General features: G+C 63.9%; 23 protein-coding genes. 6 read left to right on the forward strand and 17 right to left on the reverse strand.

Features of this window, described 5'->3' with window-relative positions:
• Positions 1–8 precede the first annotated feature (8 nt).
• The 4 genes from sdhA to EOA16_RS21660 all read right to left on the reverse strand — a co-directional run bounded on the left by sdhA (position 9) and on the right by EOA16_RS21660 (position 3,339).
• A complete protein-coding gene (gene sdhA / locus EOA16_RS21645) occupies positions 9–1,844 on the reverse strand; it encodes a succinate dehydrogenase flavoprotein subunit (protein ID WP_127260089.1) in 1,836 nt (611 codons plus the stop codon).
• Between the two features lies 1 nt (position 1,845).
• Positions 1,846–2,241, reverse strand: coding sequence for a succinate dehydrogenase, hydrophobic membrane anchor protein (gene sdhD, locus EOA16_RS21650; protein WP_127260090.1), 396 nt, complete (start codon positions 2,239–2,241; stop codon positions 1,846–1,848).
• A 2-nt stretch (positions 2,242–2,243) separates the two neighbouring features.
• On the reverse strand, positions 2,244–2,663 hold the full coding sequence (gene sdhC, locus EOA16_RS21655) for a succinate dehydrogenase, cytochrome b556 subunit (protein ID WP_127260091.1): 420 nt from the start codon (positions 2,661–2,663) through the stop codon (positions 2,244–2,246).
• A gap of 247 nt (positions 2,664–2,910) precedes the next feature.
• Positions 2,911–3,339, reverse strand: a complete 429-nt coding sequence (locus EOA16_RS21660) for a hypothetical protein (RefSeq protein WP_127260092.1) — start codon at positions 3,337–3,339, stop codon at positions 2,911–2,913.
• A gap of 252 nt (positions 3,340–3,591) precedes the next feature.
• On the opposite strand from EOA16_RS21660, the gene EOA16_RS21665 reads away from it, so the two are divergent.
• The gene (locus EOA16_RS21665; RefSeq protein WP_127260093.1) at positions 3,592–3,954 is read left to right on the forward strand and encodes a hypothetical protein; all 363 of its coding nucleotides are present in this window, start codon (positions 3,592–3,594) and stop codon (positions 3,952–3,954) included.
• On the opposite strand, the gene EOA16_RS21670 is transcribed toward EOA16_RS21665, so the two are convergent.
• Both EOA16_RS21670 and EOA16_RS21675 read right to left on the reverse strand, forming a co-directional pair.
• Positions 3,938–5,146, reverse strand: a complete 1,209-nt coding sequence (locus EOA16_RS21670; RefSeq protein WP_127260094.1) for a GGDEF domain-containing protein — start codon at positions 5,144–5,146, stop codon at positions 3,938–3,940. The two genes, EOA16_RS21665 and EOA16_RS21670, sit on opposite strands and share 17 nt — an antisense overlap.
• Before the next feature lie 76 nt (positions 5,147–5,222).
• Complete coding sequence (locus tag EOA16_RS21675) at positions 5,223–6,419, reverse strand: GGDEF domain-containing protein (protein ID WP_127260095.1); 1,197 nt, start codon at positions 6,417–6,419, stop codon at positions 5,223–5,225.
• A 158-nt stretch (positions 6,420–6,577) separates the two neighbouring features.
• Between EOA16_RS21675 and EOA16_RS21680 the strand changes: the two genes are divergently transcribed.
• Entirely contained in the window at positions 6,578–6,895 is a 318-nt protein-coding gene (locus EOA16_RS21680; protein WP_127260096.1) for a hypothetical protein, read from the forward strand.
• 39 nt (positions 6,896–6,934) lie between these two features.
• On the opposite strand, the gene leuC is transcribed toward EOA16_RS21680, so the two are convergent.
• From leuC to rplS, 8 genes are all read right to left on the reverse strand, one after another.
• The gene (leuC, locus tag EOA16_RS21685) at positions 6,935–8,344 is read right to left on the reverse strand and encodes a 3-isopropylmalate dehydratase large subunit (protein ID WP_127260097.1); all 1,410 of its coding nucleotides are present in this window, start codon (positions 8,342–8,344) and stop codon (positions 6,935–6,937) included.
• A gap of 69 nt (positions 8,345–8,413) precedes the next feature.
• Positions 8,414–8,698 (reverse strand): hypothetical protein, encoded by a 285-nt coding sequence (locus tag EOA16_RS32925; protein ID WP_206517361.1) that lies wholly within the window; start codon positions 8,696–8,698, stop codon positions 8,414–8,416.
• Positions 8,699–8,874: 176 nt separating this feature from the next.
• Positions 8,875–9,510: a class I SAM-dependent methyltransferase gene (locus EOA16_RS21705; RefSeq protein ID WP_127260098.1), complete on the reverse strand. Its 636-nt coding sequence runs from the start codon at positions 9,508–9,510 to the stop codon at positions 8,875–8,877.
• Between the two features lie 54 nt (positions 9,511–9,564).
• On the reverse strand, positions 9,565–10,374 hold the full coding sequence (locus EOA16_RS21710; RefSeq protein WP_127260099.1) for an amino acid ABC transporter permease: 810 nt from the start codon (positions 10,372–10,374) through the stop codon (positions 9,565–9,567).
• A 260-nt stretch (positions 10,375–10,634) separates the two neighbouring features.
• Entirely contained in the window at positions 10,635–11,432 is a 798-nt protein-coding gene (locus tag EOA16_RS21715; protein ID WP_027037423.1) for a transporter substrate-binding domain-containing protein, read from the reverse strand.
• A 179-nt stretch (positions 11,433–11,611) separates the two neighbouring features.
• Positions 11,612–12,112, reverse strand: coding sequence for a MarR family transcriptional regulator (locus tag EOA16_RS21720; RefSeq protein WP_127260100.1), 501 nt, complete (start codon positions 12,110–12,112; stop codon positions 11,612–11,614).
• Positions 12,109–12,543, reverse strand: coding sequence for an organic hydroperoxide resistance protein (locus EOA16_RS21725; protein ID WP_127260101.1), 435 nt, complete (start codon positions 12,541–12,543; stop codon positions 12,109–12,111). Before EOA16_RS21725 ends, EOA16_RS21720 begins: the two co-directional genes overlap by 4 nt.
• Before the next feature lie 138 nt (positions 12,544–12,681).
• Positions 12,682–13,230 carry a 50S ribosomal protein L19 gene (gene rplS, locus EOA16_RS21730; protein WP_127260102.1) on the reverse strand — a complete coding sequence of 183 codons (549 nt, stop codon included), beginning with the start codon at positions 13,228–13,230 and terminating at the stop codon, positions 12,682–12,684.
• 329 nt (positions 13,231–13,559) lie between these two features.
• Between rplS and EOA16_RS21740 the strand changes: the two genes are divergently transcribed.
• Positions 13,560–14,312, forward strand: coding sequence for a sulfite exporter TauE/SafE family protein (locus EOA16_RS21740; protein ID WP_127260103.1), 753 nt, complete (start codon positions 13,560–13,562; stop codon positions 14,310–14,312).
• Here EOA16_RS21740 and trmD read toward each other — a convergent pair.
• Both trmD and rimM read right to left on the reverse strand, forming a co-directional pair.
• Positions 14,294–14,995: a tRNA (guanosine(37)-N1)-methyltransferase TrmD gene (trmD, locus tag EOA16_RS21745; RefSeq protein ID WP_127260104.1), complete on the reverse strand. Its 702-nt coding sequence runs from the start codon at positions 14,993–14,995 to the stop codon at positions 14,294–14,296. The two genes, EOA16_RS21740 and trmD, sit on opposite strands and share 19 nt — an antisense overlap.
• Complete coding sequence (rimM, locus tag EOA16_RS21750; protein WP_127260105.1) at positions 14,992–15,591, reverse strand: ribosome maturation factor RimM; 600 nt, start codon at positions 15,589–15,591, stop codon at positions 14,992–14,994. The genes trmD and rimM overlap by 4 nt, the downstream gene beginning before the upstream one ends.
• Before the next feature lie 97 nt (positions 15,592–15,688).
• Here rimM and EOA16_RS21755 point away from each other — a divergent pair, with 97 nt between their 5' ends.
• Both EOA16_RS21755 and EOA16_RS21760 read left to right on the forward strand, forming a co-directional pair.
• The gene (locus EOA16_RS21755; RefSeq protein ID WP_127260106.1) at positions 15,689–16,627 is read left to right on the forward strand and encodes a tyrosine recombinase XerC; all 939 of its coding nucleotides are present in this window, start codon (positions 15,689–15,691) and stop codon (positions 16,625–16,627) included.
• 61 nt (positions 16,628–16,688) lie between these two features.
• Positions 16,689–17,759 carry a TraB/GumN family protein gene (locus tag EOA16_RS21760; RefSeq protein ID WP_127260107.1) on the forward strand — a complete coding sequence of 357 codons (1,071 nt, stop codon included), beginning with the start codon at positions 16,689–16,691 and terminating at the stop codon, positions 17,757–17,759.
• 12 nt (positions 17,760–17,771) lie between these two features.
• On the opposite strand, the gene EOA16_RS21765 is transcribed toward EOA16_RS21760, so the two are convergent.
• The gene (locus EOA16_RS21765; RefSeq protein WP_164754351.1) at positions 17,772–18,251 is read right to left on the reverse strand and encodes a DUF2867 domain-containing protein; all 480 of its coding nucleotides are present in this window, start codon (positions 18,249–18,251) and stop codon (positions 17,772–17,774) included.
• A gap of 192 nt (positions 18,252–18,443) precedes the next feature.
• Here EOA16_RS21765 and EOA16_RS32930 point away from each other — a divergent pair, with 192 nt between their 5' ends.
• Positions 18,444–18,797, forward strand: coding sequence for a hypothetical protein (locus EOA16_RS32930; protein WP_206517358.1), 354 nt, complete (start codon positions 18,444–18,446; stop codon positions 18,795–18,797).
• Positions 18,798–18,897 lie beyond the last annotated feature (100 nt).

The following is an 18,897-nucleotide window of genomic DNA, read 5'->3' on the forward strand; positions in this document are numbered from 1 at the left end:
TTCGATCCTCAATACACTCTGGCCTTGGGCGCGATCTTGGCGAGGCTGATGCCGCCGTCCTTTTCAGCCAGCTGCGGCTCGGTGTGCACCGGCCGGTAGGAGAGGGCCACCTTGCCGTCTTCGCTCAGCCTGGCCAGCGTATGCTTGCGCCAGACCGCGTCGTCGCGCGCCGAAAAGTCCTCGCGTGCGTGCGCGCCACGGCTCTCCTTGCGCGCCTCGGCGCTGTAGACCGTGGTGATGGCGTTGGCCATCAGGTTTTCCAGTTCCAGCGTCTCGACCAGATCGGAGTTCCAGATCATCGAGCGGTCGGACACTTTGATGTCCTTCAACTCGCCCCAGATCTGCGAAATGCGCTTGCAGCCGTTTTCGAGGGACTCCTGCGTGCGGAATACGGCTGCGTCTTCCTGCATCGCCTTCTGCATCTTTTCACGCAGCACCGCCGTCGGCGTCGAGCCATTGGCGTGGCGCAGCCGGTCGAAGCGGTCCATGATCTTTTCGACCGAGGCTTCGTTGGGCGAAGGGATCGCCGACTTGCGGTCGATGACCTGGCCGGCGCGGATCGCGGCCGCGCGGCCGAACACCACAAGATCGATCAGCGAATTCGAACCGAGCCTATTGGCGCCATGCACGGAGGCGCAGCCGGCTTCGCCGACAGCCATCAATCCGGGCGACACCTGATCTGGATTGAGCGCCGTCGGATTGAGCACCTCGCCCCAGTAATTGGTCGGCACGCCGCCCATATTGTAGTGGACCGTGGGCAGCACCGGGATCGGCTCCTTGGTCAGGTCGACACCGGCAAAGATCTTGGCCGATTCCGAAATGCCCGGCAGCCGCTCATGCAGGACGGCGGGATCAAGATGGTCGAGATGCAGGAAGATGTGGTCTTTGTTCTTGCCAACGCCGCGACCCTCGCGGATTTCCAGCGTCATGCAGCGCGAGACGACGTCGCGCGAGGCAAGGTCCTTGGCTGACGGCGCATAGCGCTCCATGAAGCGCTCGCCCTCGGAGTTGACGAGATAGCCGCCCTCGCCGCGCGCACCCTCGGTGATCAGGCAGCCGGCGCCATAGATGCCGGTCGGGTGGAACTGCACGAATTCCATATCCTGCAGCGGGAACCCCGCCCGCGCGGCCATGCCGCCGCCGTCGCCGGTACAGGTGTGCGCGGAGGTGGCCGAGAAATAGGTGCGGCCATAGCCGCCGGTCGCCAGCACCACCATCTTGGCCGAGAAGCGGTGGATGGTGCCGTCATCGAGGTTCCAGGCGACGACGCCGGTACAGGTGCCGTCCGGCTCCATGATCAGGTCGAGCGCGAAATACTCGATGAAGAACTGCGCGTTGTTCTTCAGCGACTGGCCATAGAGCGTGTGCAGGATGGCGTGCCCGGTGCGGTCGGCGGCGGCACAGGTGCGCTGCACCGGCGGGCCTTCGCCGTAATTCATCATGTGGCCGCCGAACGGCCGCTGGTAGATCTTGCCCTCTTCGGTGCGCGAGAACGGCACGCCGTAATGTTCGAGCTCGTAGACCGCGGCCGGCGCTTCGCGCACCAGATATTCCATGGCATCGACATCGCCCAGCCAGTCCGAGCCCTTGACGGTGTCGTACATGTGCCACTGCCAGGAATCGGGACCCATGTTGGACAGCGAGGCGGCAATGCCGCCTTGCGCCGCCACCGTGTGCGAGCGGGTCGGGAACACCTTGCTGATGCAGGCGGTGCGCAGGCCCTGTTCGGCCATGCCGAGCGTGGCGCGCAGGCCGGCGCCGCCGGCGCCGACGACCACAACGTCGAACTTGTGGTCGACAAAGGTATAGCCTGCCGTGTTGGCTTGTTTTGCGTCCTTGGCCAACTCAGCCTCCGAATGCCAGCTTGAGCAGGGCGAAGATCGAGGCGACGCCGACCGCTATGGTGAAAAATGTATTGAGCGCGATCAGCGCCAGCTTCATGCCTTCGCCATGCACGTAATCCTCGATGATCACTTGCATGCCGAGCCGCATATGGATGAGCCCGGAGATGAGCACCAGGGCCATCACCAGCGCCACGAACGGGTTGGCGAGGGCTGCCCGCACATGCGCGTGGTCGGCGCCGTTGAGCGCGATCAGGAAACCGACGAAGAACAGGATCAGCGGGATGTTGGCGATCGCGGTCAGGCGCTGGCGCCAGAAATGCCCGGTTCCCTCGCGGGCGGAGCCGAGGCCGCGGACCTTCGCCAGCGGCGTGCGCATATCGGTGTTTTTGCCGCTCATGATCAGGCTCCCCGCGCCATGTAGCCGGCGATCCAGATCAGCAGCGTGAGCAGGATTGAGCCGGCCAGCGTCGCCCAGGCGATCTTCGAGGCGGTATGCTTCTCCAGGCCCGCGCCGGTGTCCCAGACCAGATGGCGCACGCCACCCAGCATATGGTGCATCAGCGCCCAGGTGTAGCCTAACAGGATGAGCCGGCCGAGCCAGGTGCCGAAGGCCCAATTGGCCCAATCGAAGGTCGCCTGCGAGCTTGCCGTCGCCATCAGCCACAGGGCGACCAGCAGCGTGCCGAAATACAGCGCGCCACCGGTGATGCGATGAATGATCGACATCGTCATGGTGATCGGCGGCCGGTACACGGTGAGGTGCGGCGAAATCGGCCGTTCACGTCTGGCAAATTCGCGGGTGGCTGGTGATTTGCTCATGGCTCCCCCAGTTCGGCGTCTCTCTGGAGCCTCAGGTGGAAATGCGGCATTGCCGCTTCCGGTTGCGACTTCGGACAGCCGGTTTCTAATGCTCTTTTTGCACCGCGTCAAAGCCAGAAAACCGTTTCATGAACGTCATTTAGTCTGACTAAAAGGCAGGCTTGGGCTTCAATCGATTAGGCCGTGAGGCCCGAGGCCGGCTCATTATCGCTGCAGTGCAACATGTCTGGCCCGGGACCCAGCGGCATTAGCGTTTGCAGGTCTGCGGCGTCGACCCCTTCTTCATCACCAGCGCTTCGCGTCCGTCGATCACGATTGCGTCATGTGTGGCCGCCTGGTAGCGGCTGCTCTGGTTGGCGGGCGACGCCGCAAACTCTTCGGTTGCGCCGTCGGACCCGACCACATGCAACGACGTGCCGAGATTTTGGATCGTAATCATACCGTTGTTGCCGCATCTGTAGGTGACGGTGCCTATTCCGGATCGCGGCGCAGTAAGGTCGGTGATGATCTTGGTTGCAGCTGCCGGAGGCGCCGCGGCTGCGACGGACTGCTGAGCCGGTGCAGGTGAGACGACGACGGTGTTGGCCGCCTTCGGCGCGCTGTCCTGTGGCACACAGGCAGCGACGGCACCGAGCAACGGGAAAACGGACACCCAAATCGGCCGGCGTAGCGCCATATGCTGTCCTCCCGCGGGGCAAACCAGCCGCGATGCTTTTTCAAGATCAAGGTCATCCCGACGCCGAGACGGACACCAGCCCGATGGTGCGGCCAAGCATGGCCGAATGATGGCCACCGCGTTTTCCATCCAGTCGGATATTAACCATGTTTACCGAGACATCGCCGCCAAACACGCCGGCCTCTTAACAAAGGTTAAGAAAACGTTAATTTCTGATTCGAGGAGGCTTTCCCTCAAGACACGGAGGACGCCATGCGTTCAAATTCGGGCAGATCGCGCCTTGCGGCGCTCATCGTGGCGGCCTCGGTCGTCGGCCTTGCAGCGCCAGCGCTTGCCGGCGCGCGGCATCAGGATCGCGTCTACGCCGATTCCTTCGGCAACCTCGTCGTCGACAGCGCCGCCGGCTACAAGCGCATCATCGTCGGCCAAGGCAGGCTGGCCAAGCAGCTCTCCGACTACACCAGCGCCGGCCAGCCCAAGGTGATCTACGAGAACGAAGCCGACGAAATCAGCGGTTATGGCGATTGCTACCGGCCGCCGGTGCTGGTGAAGGGCCGCTCCTATATGTACGGTCTCTCCGACGGCGAGATGCCCGAGCTCAGCCCCTGCCGCTAGCTTCCATTCCGGCCGACGACCAGTTGCCGGCAGGCCCGGCCGAAACGCGCACGCAATCGCGCCCGGCATTCTTCGCCTGATAGAGCGCCTGGTCGGCGCGCCGCATCAGATCGGCAAAGTCTTCGCTCGGATGAAGTTCGGCGACGCCGAAGCTTGCGGTGCAGCGGTTGTCAGCCGGCAGTCCGTCGATGGGCAGCGCGCCGAAGGCGCTGCGCGTGCCCTCGGCGAACAGGCGGGCCGCGGCAAGGTTGGTTCCCGGCAGGATGATGGCGAACTCCTCGCCGCCAATGCGCCCGGCAACGTGATGCGCGGCGGCGGCCTCGCGCAGGAAGCCCGCAAAAGTCTCGATCACCCGGTCGCCTGACGCATGGCCGAAACTGTCGTTGACGCTCTTGAAATGGTCGAGATCGGCGATGACCAGCGCGACCGGCACGCCTTGCCGCATCGCGCCAAGCACCGCCAACTCGGCATGGCGGGTGAAGCCGCCGCGGTTGAGCAGGCGCGAAAGCGTGTCCGTCTCCGACTTCGACGTCACTTCGGCAAGCACGTCGCGAACCAGGATGGCCAGCATCAGCAGCGCCAGCGCCAGCGCAAACACAGTGCCGAGCGATTGCGACACCAGCGCGTAGTTGCTTTGCAGATAGGCCTGCGGCTTGGCGCCCCAGCCGCCAAGCCCGTGCGCGATGAACGGCTTCGAGGCAAACTGCAGGCCGCTCGCCGCCAGCACGGCCATCAGGATGCGATCGAGACGGGCAAGCTTTTGCCTCGACGACCAGACGATGGCCAGCCCGATGAACTGCATGACCGCATAGGGAAGCTGGTAGGCCATCATGCGGACCAGCGACTGGCGCGGCAGGTCCTGCACGAAATACACAGCTATGGTGGTGGCGACCAGGAACAACAGCATCGGCTTCCAGGGCGGCGCCACGCCGTATTTGCGGGCAAGCCCGCCATTGAACGCAATGGTGGCGGCAAGGAAGACCGCGAAGGCGGCAACGACCGGGAGCCGCGCGTCGGCAAAAGCGGGAATGGAGAATTCGATGGCCGAATAGGCCATGCCCAGCAGATAGCCAGATGCCAGCCAGCGCGCCGGCGCACGGCCGACATCATGGAAGGCGACCGCCATGAAGGATGCCGCCAGCAGGCCGGCAACCGACAAATTGATCAACAGGATGAAGTTGGCGCCGCTCATGTTCTCCCGCACCCGCGCCGACAGCTAAGCATCGACGGGCGAAGAAGACGTTAACGCCATCCCGCCCGGGCAGGATTCAGCCGGTCTTGAGCGGCTCCGGCAGGAACGCCGTTTCCGGCCGCTCATAGGACAGGCGTACACTGTCGCGGCCGTTCTTCTTGGCTTTGTAGAGCGCATCGTCGGCACGGCGCATCAGCGGCTCCAGCGCCTCGCCACCGCTGCGGGCCGCCACGCCGAAGCTTGCGGTCACCTTCGTTCCAACGGGAAGCCCATCGACATGGCCGGCCGAATAGACGGTGCGCACCGCCTCGGCGAACAGCCGCGCCGCGGCAAGATCGCTGAGTGGCAGCAGCACCGCGAATTCCTCGCCGCCGATACGCCCGGCAACACCGCGCGCGCCGGCCGCCGACCGAAGCTTGGCGGCGAAGTCGGCGATCACGCGATCCCCCGCCCCATGCCCATGCACATCGTTGAGCGCCTTGAAATGATCGAGGTCGGCCAGCACCAGCGCGACCGGAAACCGGGCCGAGGCACAGTGCTGCAAGAGCAGCATGCCTCGCTCCTCAAAGCCACGCCGGTTGAGCAGGCCCGACAGGGGGTCGGTATAGGTTTCGGTCTTCAACGCCTTCAACACGTCGAGTGCCGCGGCGGAAAACAGGCACAGCGCGATGAGCAGCGAGAGCAGCGCGTGCGACAGCAGTGCCGTCGTCCAATAGGACGAGCCGTAGAACCCGTCATAGCTGGCGAAGGGCCCATGCGCGATGACGACGGCAAGGGTGCGCACAACGAAATTGGCGCCCGACAGCAGCGACAGCACGAACAGGATTTTTTCGGTCGGGCCGTTGTTGCGCACCGGGCGCAGTTCGGCGGCAACCAGAAGGCTGATACCGCCGAAAGCGAAATTCATCGCCAGGATGCGCCAGGTGAGATCCGGCGCGACGAACAGGAACCAGCAGAACGACGCCAGGCCGCCGCCGGTCAGCACGCCGATCCCCACAGAGGGCACCTTGCGGCCATAGCGGTGGATGACGGCGCCGGCCAGGCAGCAGCCGGCGATACTGAAGCAGACGTTCGACACCAGCTTGGTCAGCGGCATGCCGATCGGCAAGGTGAAATACTGGAGCAGGAAGCCGACCGCAGAGAGGCTGTAGCTGACCGCCAGCACGGCCAGATAGGGCCGGTGGCGCTGATAGGACCACAGCACGAGGAATGCGGCGCCGAGCGCCAGCGCGATCGTCGGGTTGAGCAGCGCTATGAGCAGACCCGTGTCCAAACGACTGGTATTTCCCCGCTTACGTCAGGGAAGAGCTTAGAGGGCAAGCGCAAACAAGCGGTTAAGCGAAAGCGGCAAGCAGGACCGCCGTCTCAAAATAATGCCAGGGAACCGCAGTCTCCGGTCAGCGTTCCTCCGTTCACAATCTGGAGCTACCCATGGCCGACACGATCACACTGACCGACCACGATGCGATCCGCTCCTGGGCTGCCGGGCGCGCCGGCTTTCCCGCAATCGTCGACATATCGCCCGAGGCGGGGACGCAGCCCATGTTGAGGCTGGTTTTCGGCCAGCACGCCTATCAGGATCAGGACCAGCCTGAACGGCCGCTCAACGCGGGAGGCTATGAGCTCGTCGAATGGGACGAATGGTTCAAGCTCTTCGAGGAACAACAGCTTGCGCTTGTGGTCGCGGCCGAACAGCCGGGGCGCCGCGAGGAGTTCCACGAACTCATCCGCCGCGACGGAAAGCGTTGACCCGAGCCGGGCTCGGCTCGGGTTCTGTTCAAGTCCGGGTTACTTCCACTCGCGGATGTCGACGAAGTGGCCGGCGATCGCCGCCGCCGCCGCCATCGCCGGCGACACCAGATGGGTGCGGCCCTTGAAACCCTGCCGGCCCTCGAAATTACGGTTCGAGGTGGAGGCGCAGCGTTCATGCGGCTTCAGCCGGTCGTCGTTCATGGCCAGGCACATCGAACAGCCCGGCTCGCGCCAGTCGAAGCCGGCGGCGATAAAGATCTTGTCGAGCCCTTCGGCTTCCGCCTGTTCCTTGACCAGGCCGGAGCCCGGCACAATCATCGCATCGACATGCGCGCTGACCGTCTTGCCTTCGACCACCTTGGCGACGGCGCGCAGATCCTCGATCCGGCCATTGGTGCAGGAACCGATGAAGACGCGGTCGAGCGTGATGTCGGTGATCTTGGTGCCCGGGGTCAGCCCCATATAGTCAAGCGCGCGCTGCTTGGAGGTGCGCTTGTTCTCATCGGTGATGTCTTCCGGGTTCGGCACGATGCCTTGCACCGACACGACATCCTCGGGCGAGGAGCCCCAGGAGACGATCGGCGGCAGCTTGGCCGCGTCGAGCACGATCACCTTGTCGAAATGCGCGCCCTCGTCGGACTGCAGCGTCTTCCAGTATTCGAGTGCCGCATCCCAGGACGCGCCCTTCGGGGCGCGCGGCTTGTCCTTGACATAGGCGAAGGTCGTCTCGTCGGCGGCGATCAGGCCGGCGCGCGCGCCGCCTTCGATCGACATGTTGCAGATCGTCATGCGGCCTTCCATCGACAGCGCACGGATCGCTTCGCCGGCATATTCGATGACATAGCCGGTGCCGCCGGCAGTGCCGATCTCGCCGATGATGGCCAGGATGATGTCCTTGGCGGTGACGCCTTGCGGCAATTGGCCGTCGACGCGCACCAGCATGTTCTTGGCCTTGCGCTGGATCAGCGTCTGGGTCGCCAGCACATGCTCGACCTCGGATGTGCCGATGCCATGCGCCAGCGCGCCGAAGGCGCCGTGCGTCGAGGTGTGGCTGTCGCCGCAGACGATGGTCATGCCGGGCAGTGTAAAGCCCTGCTCAGGACCGATGATGTGGACGATGCCCTGGCGAATATCGTTCTCGGAATAATATTCGACGCCGAAATCCCTGGCGTTCTTGGCCAGCGCCTCGACCTGAATACGGCTTTCCTCGTTCTTGATGCCGAACTTGCGCTCGGGCGAGGTCGAGACATTGTGATCGACCACGGCCAGCGTCTTTTCCGGATGCCGGACTTTACGGCCGGTCATGCGCAGGCCTTCGAAGGCCTGCGGGCTGGTCACTTCATGGACCAGGTGGCGGTCGATGTAGAGCAGGCAGGTGCCGTCGTCCTGGCGATCGACGACATGGTCGTCGAAAATCTTGTCGTAGAGTGTGCGCGGTGCGCTCATGTGCGTAAATCCGTCGATTTTGAATGGGGAAGGAGCAGATGCCGCAGGCCTGCGGCCGACCGGCAGGGATCAGCGAAGTCGGCTGGTCAGTGCGCCGCTGACGCGCGCGGAGAAGCGCGACGGCAGGCGTTTTCTGTCCTGCAGCACGAACCCCTTGTAGGCCGGATCGCCAAAAAGCTCTTCCATGGGGTGGCTCATACCAATGTTTTGGGTTTTCGGCAATTGCGGCGTGTCTTCGCAGAACTTGGGTTCGTTAGGGGCACCAAGGTCGGCGAACTCGCGCCTTTCCTCTCCCCCGTCGATCGGGGGAGAGGTGTCGAGCGAAGCTCGACGGAGTGGGGGTCGACCTTTCATCGAAGCAATGCTTCCCCTGATTACCGCTTGCCTGAGTTTTCTTGCCCGCCTGGTTGTGCTTGTCATACGGCGCTGCGTTTGGCGGACGCCTTCCCCCACTCCGTCGCTGCTTCGCAGCGCCACCTCTCCCCCCTCCGGAGGGAGAGGAAAGGTGCCAAGGCCGGCGAACTCGCCGCTCAGAGCACCTCAAACACAAAGGTCTTCACCAGCGCATCGGGCTCGGCGATCGCATAGCAGCGGAACCACGGGCTTTCCTCGACATGCCGCCATTTGCCGGCCTGCTCCAGCTCGTCGAACACGGCCTGAAAGCTGCCGCTTTCGAACACCTGGTCGCGCACGGTGAAGATGGCGTGGCCGCCTTTGCGGGTGATGCGCACCAGCTCGTGCAGGCCTGACGCCGGCGCATGGCTGATGGTGAACACGCCGGTCGAGAAGAAGGCGCGGAAATACCCGTCCGGCCACGGTAGCGTCGCGCCCAGCATCGCCTGTTTCAGCTCGCTGTAGGCATTGCGGCCACCGGCGATCTTCAGCATATCGTCCGAGAGGTCGAGCCCGGCAATGTCGCTGTAGCCGACCGCCTTCAGCGACGGTCCCGACAGGCCGGTGCCGCAGCCAGCGTCGAGCAAGGGGCCCTCGCCCGCCGGCACATGGCGCGCCACCCAGGCGGTGATCAGGAAAGGCAGGAGGTAGCCGAGCGAGGCGGTCTCGCTGTCATAGGTCGCAGCCCATGCGGCATAGGCCCCTTCAAGCGCTTCCGGCGTGTCGGCCGTATAGACGGAATCCAGTGCCGCATTGGCTTTGTCGACGATCATGGGACCTCCTCAACGGGAATGCTCGGGGATCGTAGCGCTGCCTTGGCCGAAAGACTATTCCTCGTGCTGGCGGCGCAGCCGCCGCTCCAGCGCCCTGAGCGCCAGCGACAGGCCGACGGTCAGGATGAGATAGATATAGGCTGTTATCGAATAGGTCTCGAAGAAGCGAAAGGAGCCGGCGGCGTAGACCTTGCCCATCTGCGTGATGTCGGCCACGCCGAGCACCGAGACCAGCGAGGAATCCTTGACCAGCGCGACGAAATCATTGCCGAGCGGCGGCAGGATGGTGCGGATCGCCTGTGGGAACACGATCAGCCGGAAACGCTGCGCGCGGGTCAGCCCAAGCGCCTTCGCTGCCTCGATCTGGCCTTTCTCCACCGACTGGATGCCGGCCCGGAAAACCTCCGAGATGAAAGCCGAATAGCCGATGGTCAGCGCCATGATGGCGCGCCAGAGCAGCGACACGTCGCGCACCAAAAGCTCGCCGAACAGGCCGGCGCTTTGCAGCGGCGCGGTCAGTGCGTTCCAGGCCGCGACGAAGGCCGGCGCGCCGGCAAAGGCGATCCAGAACAGAAGCACCAGGATCGGCACGCCGCGGATGATCTCGACGTAGAAGCGCGCGATCTGGCGCAGCCAGCGCGAACCGGACATTCCCATCAACGCGATGCCGAGACCAATGGCTGAGGCCAGCACGAAGGCGATCACGGTGACGAAGATGGTGACGCCGATGCCCTTGGCGACCGTGGCGAAGACCTGGGCGTAGAGGTTGCTGGTGGCAATGTAGAGCGCGGCGACGATGGCAAGCACGATCGCAACGGCCAACCACCAGGGGAAATCGGATTTGGGCGAGGCGGGCGCGGCCATCAGGGAACGTCAACGAGACTGACATCTGTCTGGCACGGCGCCAAGGCACCCCCCTCTGCCTTGCCAGGCATCTCCCCCTCAAGGGGGGAGATTGGATGTCGCTTCGGCTTTCGCCAATCACCAACGTTCAATGAAGGACGCTGTCGGCCTAGCTGCCAATCTCGCCCCTTGAGGGGGAGATGTCCGGCAGGACAGAGGGGGGCACCCTGGCGCAAGGTCGGAACGAATTCGTGCGAACGCACCCCTCTGAACAAGATGGCCTACTGCCCCATCTTGTAATCAAGAAACCACTTCTTGTTCAGCGCATCGAGCGTCCCATCCGCCTTCAACGCGGCGATTGCCGCGTTGACCGGCTTCACCAGGTCTGAACCCTTCGGGAAAATGAAACCGAAATCCTCGGTGCCGAGCGGCCCGCCGATCAGTTTCAGCTTGCCTTCGGAGGCGTCGACATAGCCTTTGCCGGCGGTGCCATCGGTCAAAACAACATCGACATCGCCTGATTTCAGCGCCTGCACCGTCGCGCCGAACGTCTCGAACAGCTTGATGCGCGGGTTCTGCTCGTTGCCGTCGAGCACGCTGTAGACGGCGGTGTAGAAGGGCGTGGTGCCGGCCTGCGCGCCGATCAGCCCGTCCTTGAAGGCGCCGAAGGTCTTGGCGTCGGTGAAGCGGCTCTCATCGCCGCGCACCAGCATGAACTGTTCCGAGCGCATATAGGGGTCGGAGAAATCCACCTTTTCCTTGCGGTCATCCTTGATGGTGATGCCGGTCATGCCGATGTTGTACTGGTTGTCGGAAACCGCCTGGATCATCGCGTCCCAGGACGTGTTCTGGTATTCGACGGCGAAATTCAGCCGCTTGGCGATCTCGTTCATAGCGTCATATTCCCAGCCGATCTGCTTGCCGGTCTTGGCATCGATGAACTGCAGCGGCGGATAGGCGTTTTCGGTCACAACCACCACCTTTTTGCCGCCGAGATCGGGCAGCGCCTGCGCAAAGGCGGCAACGGGCACCAGGACGAGGGCAAGCAGGCCTGCCAGCAGCAGTTTCGATTTGGTCATGACACACTCCCCGGAAATTGAAAGCGCCCGGGCATGGCCGGGCTTGCAGGAAAATCCGACGCCGACTTTAGCTTTCCGCAAGCGCCATGCAAGACGGTCCGCTGTGTCGCCGGGAGCGAAATCGGATTCCAATGCTCTCAATCAGAAGATTCCGGGAACGATCCGTGCCTTGACCGTGGTCAGTCCGCCGGTGCCTCTACGTCCGTCTCGCGCAGCCCGGCGATGAGCTTGGCCAGGATGTGGTGCAGGCCATCCAACTCGGCCGCGCTGAGGCGGGGAAATTGGCAGAGTATCTGGACAGCAACGCCTTTGGCGGGCTCGCGCAGCGCCTGTCCCTTGGCTGTCAGTTCCAGAAGCACCCGGCGCTCGTCGGCCGCGTCGCGCCGGCGGGTAAGGAAGCCGCCCGCCTCCAGCCGTTTGAGCAGCGGCGTCAGTGTCGCCGAATCGAGACCCAGCGCTTCGCCGAGCCCCCCCACCGTACGCGGCGCTTGCTCCCACAGCGCCATCATCGCCAGATATTGCGGATAGGTGAGGCCGAGCGGTTCGAGCAAGGGCCGGTAGAGCTTTGTCATCAGCCCGCTTGCCGAATAGAGCGCGAAGCAGATCTGGTCGTCGAGCTTCGGTATCCCGGCGAAATCCGCCGGGACGTCGATGACATCGCTTGTCTGCTTCGTCGTCATGCTGCCTTTGCCGGAAGCGCCTTGGCCGAAAGTGCCACCTCGATGTTGCCCTTGATGGCGTTGGAATAGGGGCAAACCTGGTGCGCTGCCGATACAAGCGCTTCTGCCGCCGCCTGATCAAGACCTTTTGTTTCCGCCGCGAGCGAAACGTCGAGCACAAATCCGCCCTGTGCATTGCTGTGCAGGCTGACATTGGCCGTCACCGAGGCATCCTGCAGCGACAGTTTCTGCTTGCCGGCGATGAAGCGCATGGCGCTTTCGAAGCAGGCGGCATAGCCGGCGGCGAAAAGCTGCTCGGGATTGGTGGCGCCACCCTTGCCGCCAAGCTCCTTGGGCATGGCAAGGTCGAGGCTGAGCAAGCCATCGTCGCTCTGGACATGGCCGGCGCGGCCGCCGACGGCGCGGGCTTGGGTAGAATACAATGCAGGCATTTCATTTCTCCATTTAAATCGTGCACGATTATTTAGTACACGATATAAATCGAGTCAACCGCCGACTTTCCGCCAGCCAGCTTCCGGAAACGAAAAAAGGCGGCCGAAGCCGCCTTTTCAAACTTGCTCGCCGAAAATTTATTCGGCGGTGGCTGCTTCGGTTGCCTTTGCGGCTTCAGCTGCCTCGGCAGCGGCCTTCTTCTCGGCGGCGTCCTGAGCGGCCTTCTCGACGGCCAGGGCCTCGGCTGCTGCCACCTTCTCGGCCTCGATGCGGGCCTTCTCGGCGTTCAGCGCATCGCGCTCCTCATCGTTCAGCTTGCGGGCGCGCACGCCGGTGTTTTCCGAAATACGGGCCGATTTGCCGCGACGATCGCGCAGGTAGTAGAGCTTGGCGCGACGCACCTTGCCGCGGCGAACGATTTCGACGCCTTCAACCATCGGTGAGTAGACCGGGAACACGCGCTCGACGCCTTCACCGTAGGAAATCTTGCGAACCGTGAAGTTCTCCTGGAAGCCGGCGCCGGCGCGGGCGATAACGACGCCCTCATAGGCCTGAACGCGGGTGCGGGTGCCCTCGGTCACGCGGACCTGGACGCGCACGGTGTCGCCGGGCTGGAATTCGGGAAGCTTGCGCTTGGCTTCGATCTTGGCGGCCTGTTCGGCCTCGAGCTGACGGAGAATATCCATCTCAAAAGTCCACTTCTTGTTCTTCCGACAGTCAGAGCGTCCGACACTCGCCTTGCAGTTCCATTGACCGCTTGGCTATGCCTTTTGTCTCCAAGACATTTGTCTTCGAAACATCAGGCAGGGGCGACTACACCGTCATTGTTGACGGGTCCGGCAGATTCTTTCTGGCCGGTACGGGCGGGCACATACAGCTATTTCGCTCACTTGTCACGCCTTGGCAGCGCAATTTCTGCTCGCATGGCACCATCGTAATCCTGCCGTGCCGGGTTGCGCCGGTCGTTCAGGCTTTCTAAGCCTGGAAATAACACAGTTTTGAGCGGCCGCATTCCATGTCTGTCTTCGATGCCATCCTGCTGTTTCTGGCAGGCTTTCTGTCAGGCGCCGCCAATGCGGTCGCCGGTGGCGGCACCTTCATCACCTTCGGCGCCATGACCCTTGTCGGCCTGCCGCCGATCGTCGCCAACGCCACCTCCTCGGTGACGCAGTTTCCAGGCTACATCACTTCGACCCTCGCCTACTCGGCCGATATCAGGCATTTCTGGCGCGGCGCGCTGCTGCTGTGCCTGATCTCGGCGGTCGGCGCGCTGGCCGGTGCGCTGATCCTGCTGGCGCTCGACAATCCGTCGTTTCGCGCCCTGGTGCCGTGGCTGTTGCTGGCCGCGACGGCCCTGTTTGCCGCCGGCCCCTGGCTGAAGCCGGCGCCAAAGCCGGGACGGGAAGTGGCGGTGGGCTCGCTGGCCGGTTCCCTGGCGCAGTTCGTCACCGCCATCTATGGCGGCTTCTTTGGTGCCGGCATGGGCGTGATGATGCTGGCGACGCTCGGCCTGACCCAGGCCGGCGACTATCACCGGCTGAACGCGCTGAAGAACATGCTTGCCATGGTCATCGCCGCTGTCGCGATCGTCGTCTTCGTCTCGGGCGGCGTCGTCGCCTGGCCGCAGGCGATCATCATGATCCCGGGCGGCGCGCTGGGCGGCTATGCCGGCGTCTGGATCGCCAAGCGCGTGCCACAGAACGCGGTGCGCGGCTTTGTCGTCGCCGTCGGCCTGTTTTTGGCCTTCTACTATTTCGCCAAGGGCTGAGCAGCGGCAAGCAGGTCCGGACGCCTCTCGGCTGTCAGCTTCTCTGACTCCGCGCGCCGCCAGGCGGCAATCTTCCTGTGATTGCCCGAAATCAGCACCTCGGGAATCTCGCGGCCCTCGAATTCCTGCGGCCGCGTATAGTGCGGATGTTCGAGCAAGCCGTTTTCAAAGCTCTCTTCCTCGCCCGATACCGCGTTGCCCATCACGCCGGGCAACAGCCGCACCACGGCGTCGAGCAGCACGAGCGCCGCCGGCTCGCCACCCGACAGGATGAAATCGCCGATGGAGACTTCCTCCAATCTCCGCGCGTCGATCACCCGCTGGTCGACGCCTTCGAAGCGGCCGCACAGGATGATGGCGCCCGGCCCTGCGGCCAGTTCGCGCACGCGGACCTGGGTTAGCGGCTTGCCGCGCGGGCTCATCAGCAGGCGTGGCCGCAGATCGCCTTCGGGCGAAGCATGGTCGATGGCTTTCGCCAACACGTCGGCGCGCATCACCATGCCGGCGCCGCCGCCGGCGGGCGTGTCGTCGACGGTGCGATGGCGGTCGGTGGCGAAGTCGCGGATCTGGATCGCTTCCAGCGACCACGTCCCGGCCTCGAGCGCCCGCCCGGCCAGCGAGACGCCAAGCGCACCCGGGAACATTTCGGGGTAAAGCGTCAGCACCGAAGCGGAAAAACTCACCGGTTGCCCCCGGCATCGCTCGGTCCGCGCGGCCTGCCCTTCGGGTCGAAGTCTTCCTCACGCGGGCCATCGCCATCCTCGTCCTCGACCAGCCCGGCTGCCGCCGGATCGACGCGGACGAAGCCATCGGCGATGGACACTTGTGGCACCGCGGCCTGCGTGAACGGGATCAGCACGCCCTTGCGCCCGCCCAGCGTCACATCGAGAATGTCGCCGCCGCCGAAATTGTGCACCGCGACCACCTTGCCAAGCACGGCAGCCGTGTCGTCGCGGACTTCGAGGCCGACGAGGTCGGCATGATAGAATTCATCTTCCTCGCCATCGTCCGGCAGCATCGAACGGTCGACGAACAGCTCCGTGCCGGCCAGCGCCTCGGCCGCGTTGCGGTCGGAAACGCCCTTGAAGCGGACCACGACGACGGTGTTGGCGGGCCTGATGTCGACGATCTGGAAGGCGCGGCCGTCCCGGGCGTAGAGTGGCCCGTAATCGGCCAGCGCCAGCGGCTCACCGGTGAAGGTCTTCACCCGCAATTCGCCCTTGATGCCATGGGCTGCGCCGATCACGGCCATCTGGACAGGGTTCTGGAGCTTGCTCATGGCGAAATATCCTTTGGCCTGCTCTAACCCCACGCGGCTGTCATTTCAATGACGGGCTCTTCACCGCTTCCTAACCCGAATACTCGAAAATGCCGCCATGCAGGAATTCCTCATCCCGGCCAAACGCGATCTCCAGGCGGCGCGCGAAAGCTGGCTGAAGATGCTCGCGCGAGAACGTCGGCTGTCGCCGGCGACAGTCGAAGCCTATGAGCGCGACACGCGCCAATTCCTGCATTTCCTCACCGGCCATTGCGGCGGTCCGCCCGGTATTTCGGACATTGCCAATCTGCGCCCGGCCGATCTGCGCGGCTTCCTCGCGGCGCGGCGCAACGCCGGCGCCGGTGCTCGCACACTTGGCCGCGGGCTGGCCGGCATCCGATCGCTGCTGCGTTTCCTCGAGCGGCGCGGCCTCGCCAATGCGGCGGGTGCGGCAGCACTGCGCGCACCGCGCCAACCCAAATCGCTGCCCAAGCCGCTGACGGCGAGTGACGCCAAGCATGTCGTGTCAATCGAAGGCCAATTGGCGGAAGAACCCTGGATCGCGGCCCGCAACGCCGCCGTGCTGACACTGCTCTACGGCTCCGGCCTGCGCATTTCCGAGGCGCTCGGCCTGGCCGGCACCGATCTGGCGTCGGCGACCGACACGGTGCTGCGCGTTACCGGCAAGGGCGGCAAGACGCGCCTGGTGCCGGTGCTGCCGGTGGCGCTGCGCGCAATCGCCGAATATCGCCGGCTCTGCCCCTATCATCTCGACCCCAAGGGCCTGCTGTTTCGCGGCGCCCGCGGCGGCCCGCTAAACCCGGCCATCGTCCAGCGCGACATGGCCAAACTGCGCTCGGCGCTCAACCTGCCCGATACCGCGACGCCGCATGCGCTGCGCCATTCCTTCGCCACGCATCTGCTCGGGCGCGGCGGCGACCTGCGCACCATCCAGGAACTACTCGGCCACGCCAGCCTGTCGACGACGCAGATCTACACCGGCGTCGACACCTCAAGACTGCTCGAAATTTACGAATCGGCGCATCCGCGGGCATGAACCCTTTAATTTCGCAGTACCGATTAACCGTTTTGCCGCTTTTCGGTCCTAGAAGAGGCTCATGAAACGCGTCATAGCCATCGCCGACCGCGCAGCGTCCATATCGCTGAAGCTGCTTGTTGCGCTCAACGTCCTGTTTTTCCTGTCTTTCCTTGCCGTCTTGCTGTTCGCGGCCGGCAGGGCGCATGCCGAAATTCCGACCTGCACCGGAGCCGACATGCTGTCGGCTTTGCAGAAGAACGATCCGGCGACCTACCGCAAGATCGAAGCGGAAGCCGCCGCGACGCCGAACGGCAAAGGCCTGTTGTGGAAGCTGGAAAAGCCGGGCGAAAAGCCGTCCTTCCTGTTCGGCACCATGCATATGACGGACCCGCGCGTGACCACGCTGCCACCGGATGCGCAGAAGGCCTATGACGCCGCCGGCACCATCGTCATCGAAACCACCGACGTGCTCGACAAGCAGAAGATGATGGTCGCGATGCTCAAGGAGCCGGACCTGATGATGTTCACCGATTCGACGACGCTGGCGTCGTTGCTGTCGCCGGACGATGCGGCGGCCATGAACACCGCGCTCGACGCGCGCGGCATCCCGCCAGCGACCGTTGCCAAGATGAAGCCGTGGATGCTTTCGGCGATGATGGCACTGCCGGCCTGCGAACTCGCCCGCCAATCCGGCGGCGCCCCGGTGCTCGATGTCAGGCTGGCGGAGGGTGCAAAGGCTTCCGGCAAGCCGGTGGAAGGATTGGAGACGGCTGAAAGCCAGTTGCGCGCCATGGCCTCGCTGCCGCTGGCATTTCACATGAAGGGCCTCGTCGACACGCTGAAGCTCGGCGACAAGGTCAACGACATCAACGAAACCATGATCGTGCTCTACCAGCGCGGCGACACCGGCATGTTCTGGCCGCTGTTTCGCGTGGCCATGCCGGAAGGCACGGACGACCCCGCGGGCTATGCGGCGTTCGAGGAAACCATGATCACCAGCCGCAACAAGGTGATGGTCGAGCGTGCCGAACCGATCCTTGCCAGGGGCAACGTCTTCATGGCGGTCGGCGCCCTCCACCTTCCCGGCCCCGAAGGCCTGGTCGAGGATTTCCGCAAGGCAGGTTACACCGTCACGCCTGTTGGACTTTAGCTTTACTGACCTTCACTTGGCCAGGATCTGAGCCAGCATCGCCGGAACGATGATCCGGTGGAATGGCATGATGATCGCCAGATAGGTCCGCCCGAGCCAATTGTGCGTCTTGACGATCGTCGATACAGCCACTTCCTGCCGGCCCATGCCAAGATCCCTGACGTCGACCACGACACGGAAATCGAGATGCCGGTCGTCCATGCCAAGCACGACCTTGCCGGGAATCTGGCTGATGAGCGGAAATATCCCGATCCGGCCGTGCGGCAACACGGCAGGTTCCAAGCCGGTCTTCAGCCGGAATGGCCTGACGGCAAGGTTGCGCAGCGCCATGAGCCTGCCGATCCAGGGCGGTGTTCGCCCCAGGGCGCGTTCCGCCGCGCCGAGTGCGGTTAAAGAAAGACCTTCAGTGACCAGCACATATCGGTCGGCGAACTGGGCTCCGGCGAGAGCATCCCAGTGATTCGAAACGACCTGTGCTGCGGGATTTGTCATGGCAAAATCCTCTGAATCGACCATAGCAGGCACAAACCTGGCGCGCTGCGTGGCGAAACGACGCCGTTCAGGCTGCGGAAAGGCAGGATTGTCCTTGTTTTTGGCGTTTTCCAACCCTAGCGTGAAACCAGTTCAATGATTGCGCGTTGAATGGTGTTGATTGATATTTTTTCATCCACGGAGGACACTTTTATGGCGAACGCACCGAATCCAAACGATCCGTTCAACCCCAACACCACCAACACCACCATCAAACAGAGCGGTGGCGGCGGTAGTGGCTGGCTGATTGCGCTGGTCGTCGTTATTCTGGCGGTTGTCGCGTATTATGTTTTCGGAAGAAGTGGTGAGCACCCGGCACCAGCCGAGCCGCCGGCGGCCAGCACGCCGGCCCCCGCGCCCGCACCGGCAGAACCGATGAAGCCAGCCGAACCGGCTCCCGCAGCACCTGCTCCGGCCGCGCCTGCCCCAGCCGCGCCTGCACCCGCAGAACCTGCTCCTGCTCCGGCCCCGGCACCCGCGCCGGCTCCTGCCGCACCGGCCAACTGATCGGCTCGATATCAAATACAAACGGCCCGCTGAGAAGCGGGCCGTTTTGTTTTAGCCGTTGGAGGCTTGGCGCCAAGCCACCCGGCGCATCGGGAGCGCC

It is taken from the genome of Mesorhizobium sp. M7A.F.Ca.US.008.03.1.1 (genome assembly GCF_003997495.1).
Classification (GTDB): domain Bacteria; phylum Pseudomonadota; class Alphaproteobacteria; order Rhizobiales; family Rhizobiaceae; genus Mesorhizobium.

Excerpts from the sequence above, each read along its gene's own strand:
- sdhD (WP_127260090.1), bottom strand. The coding sequence starts at position 2,241 with ATGAGCGGCAAAAACACCGATATGCGCACGCCGCTGGCGAAGGTCCGC.
- sdhC (WP_127260091.1), bottom strand. The coding sequence starts at position 2,663 with ATGAGCAAATCACCAGCCACCCGCGAATTTGCCAGACGTGAACGGCCG.
- EOA16_RS21660 (WP_127260092.1), bottom strand. The coding sequence starts at position 3,339 with ATGGCGCTACGCCGGCCGATTTGGGTGTCCGTTTTCCCGTTGCTCGGT.
- EOA16_RS21665 (WP_127260093.1), top strand. The coding sequence starts at position 3,592 with ATGCGTTCAAATTCGGGCAGATCGCGCCTTGCGGCGCTCATCGTGGCG.
- EOA16_RS21670 (WP_127260094.1), bottom strand. The coding sequence starts at position 5,146 with ATGAGCGGCGCCAACTTCATCCTGTTGATCAATTTGTCGGTTGCCGGC.
- EOA16_RS21680 (WP_127260096.1), top strand. The coding sequence starts at position 6,578 with ATGGCCGACACGATCACACTGACCGACCACGATGCGATCCGCTCCTGG.
- leuC (WP_127260097.1), bottom strand. The coding sequence starts at position 8,344 with ATGAGCGCACCGCGCACACTCTACGACAAGATTTTCGACGACCATGTC.
- EOA16_RS32925 (WP_206517361.1), bottom strand. The coding sequence starts at position 8,698 with ATGAAAGGTCGACCCCCACTCCGTCGAGCTTCGCTCGACACCTCTCCC.
- EOA16_RS21705 (WP_127260098.1), bottom strand. The coding sequence starts at position 9,510 with ATGATCGTCGACAAAGCCAATGCGGCACTGGATTCCGTCTATACGGCC.
- EOA16_RS21710 (WP_127260099.1), bottom strand. The coding sequence starts at position 10,374 with ATGGCCGCGCCCGCCTCGCCCAAATCCGATTTCCCCTGGTGGTTGGCC.
- EOA16_RS21715 (WP_027037423.1), bottom strand. The coding sequence starts at position 11,432 with ATGACCAAATCGAAACTGCTGCTGGCAGGCCTGCTTGCCCTCGTCCTG.
- EOA16_RS21720 (WP_127260100.1), bottom strand. The coding sequence starts at position 12,112 with ATGACGACGAAGCAGACAAGCGATGTCATCGACGTCCCGGCGGATTTC.
- EOA16_RS21725 (WP_127260101.1), bottom strand. The coding sequence starts at position 12,543 with ATGCCTGCATTGTATTCTACCCAAGCCCGCGCCGTCGGCGGCCGCGCC.
- rplS (WP_127260102.1), bottom strand. The coding sequence starts at position 13,230 with ATGGATATTCTCCGTCAGCTCGAGGCCGAACAGGCCGCCAAGATCGAA.
- EOA16_RS21740 (WP_127260103.1), top strand. The coding sequence starts at position 13,560 with ATGTCTGTCTTCGATGCCATCCTGCTGTTTCTGGCAGGCTTTCTGTCA.
- rimM (WP_127260105.1), bottom strand. The coding sequence starts at position 15,591 with ATGAGCAAGCTCCAGAACCCTGTCCAGATGGCCGTGATCGGCGCAGCC.
- EOA16_RS21755 (WP_127260106.1), top strand. The coding sequence starts at position 15,689 with ATGCAGGAATTCCTCATCCCGGCCAAACGCGATCTCCAGGCGGCGCGC.
- EOA16_RS21760 (WP_127260107.1), top strand. The coding sequence starts at position 16,689 with ATGAAACGCGTCATAGCCATCGCCGACCGCGCAGCGTCCATATCGCTG.
- EOA16_RS21765 (WP_164754351.1), bottom strand. The coding sequence starts at position 18,251 with ATGACAAATCCCGCAGCACAGGTCGTTTCGAATCACTGGGATGCTCTC.
- EOA16_RS32930 (WP_206517358.1), top strand. The coding sequence starts at position 18,444 with ATGGCGAACGCACCGAATCCAAACGATCCGTTCAACCCCAACACCACC.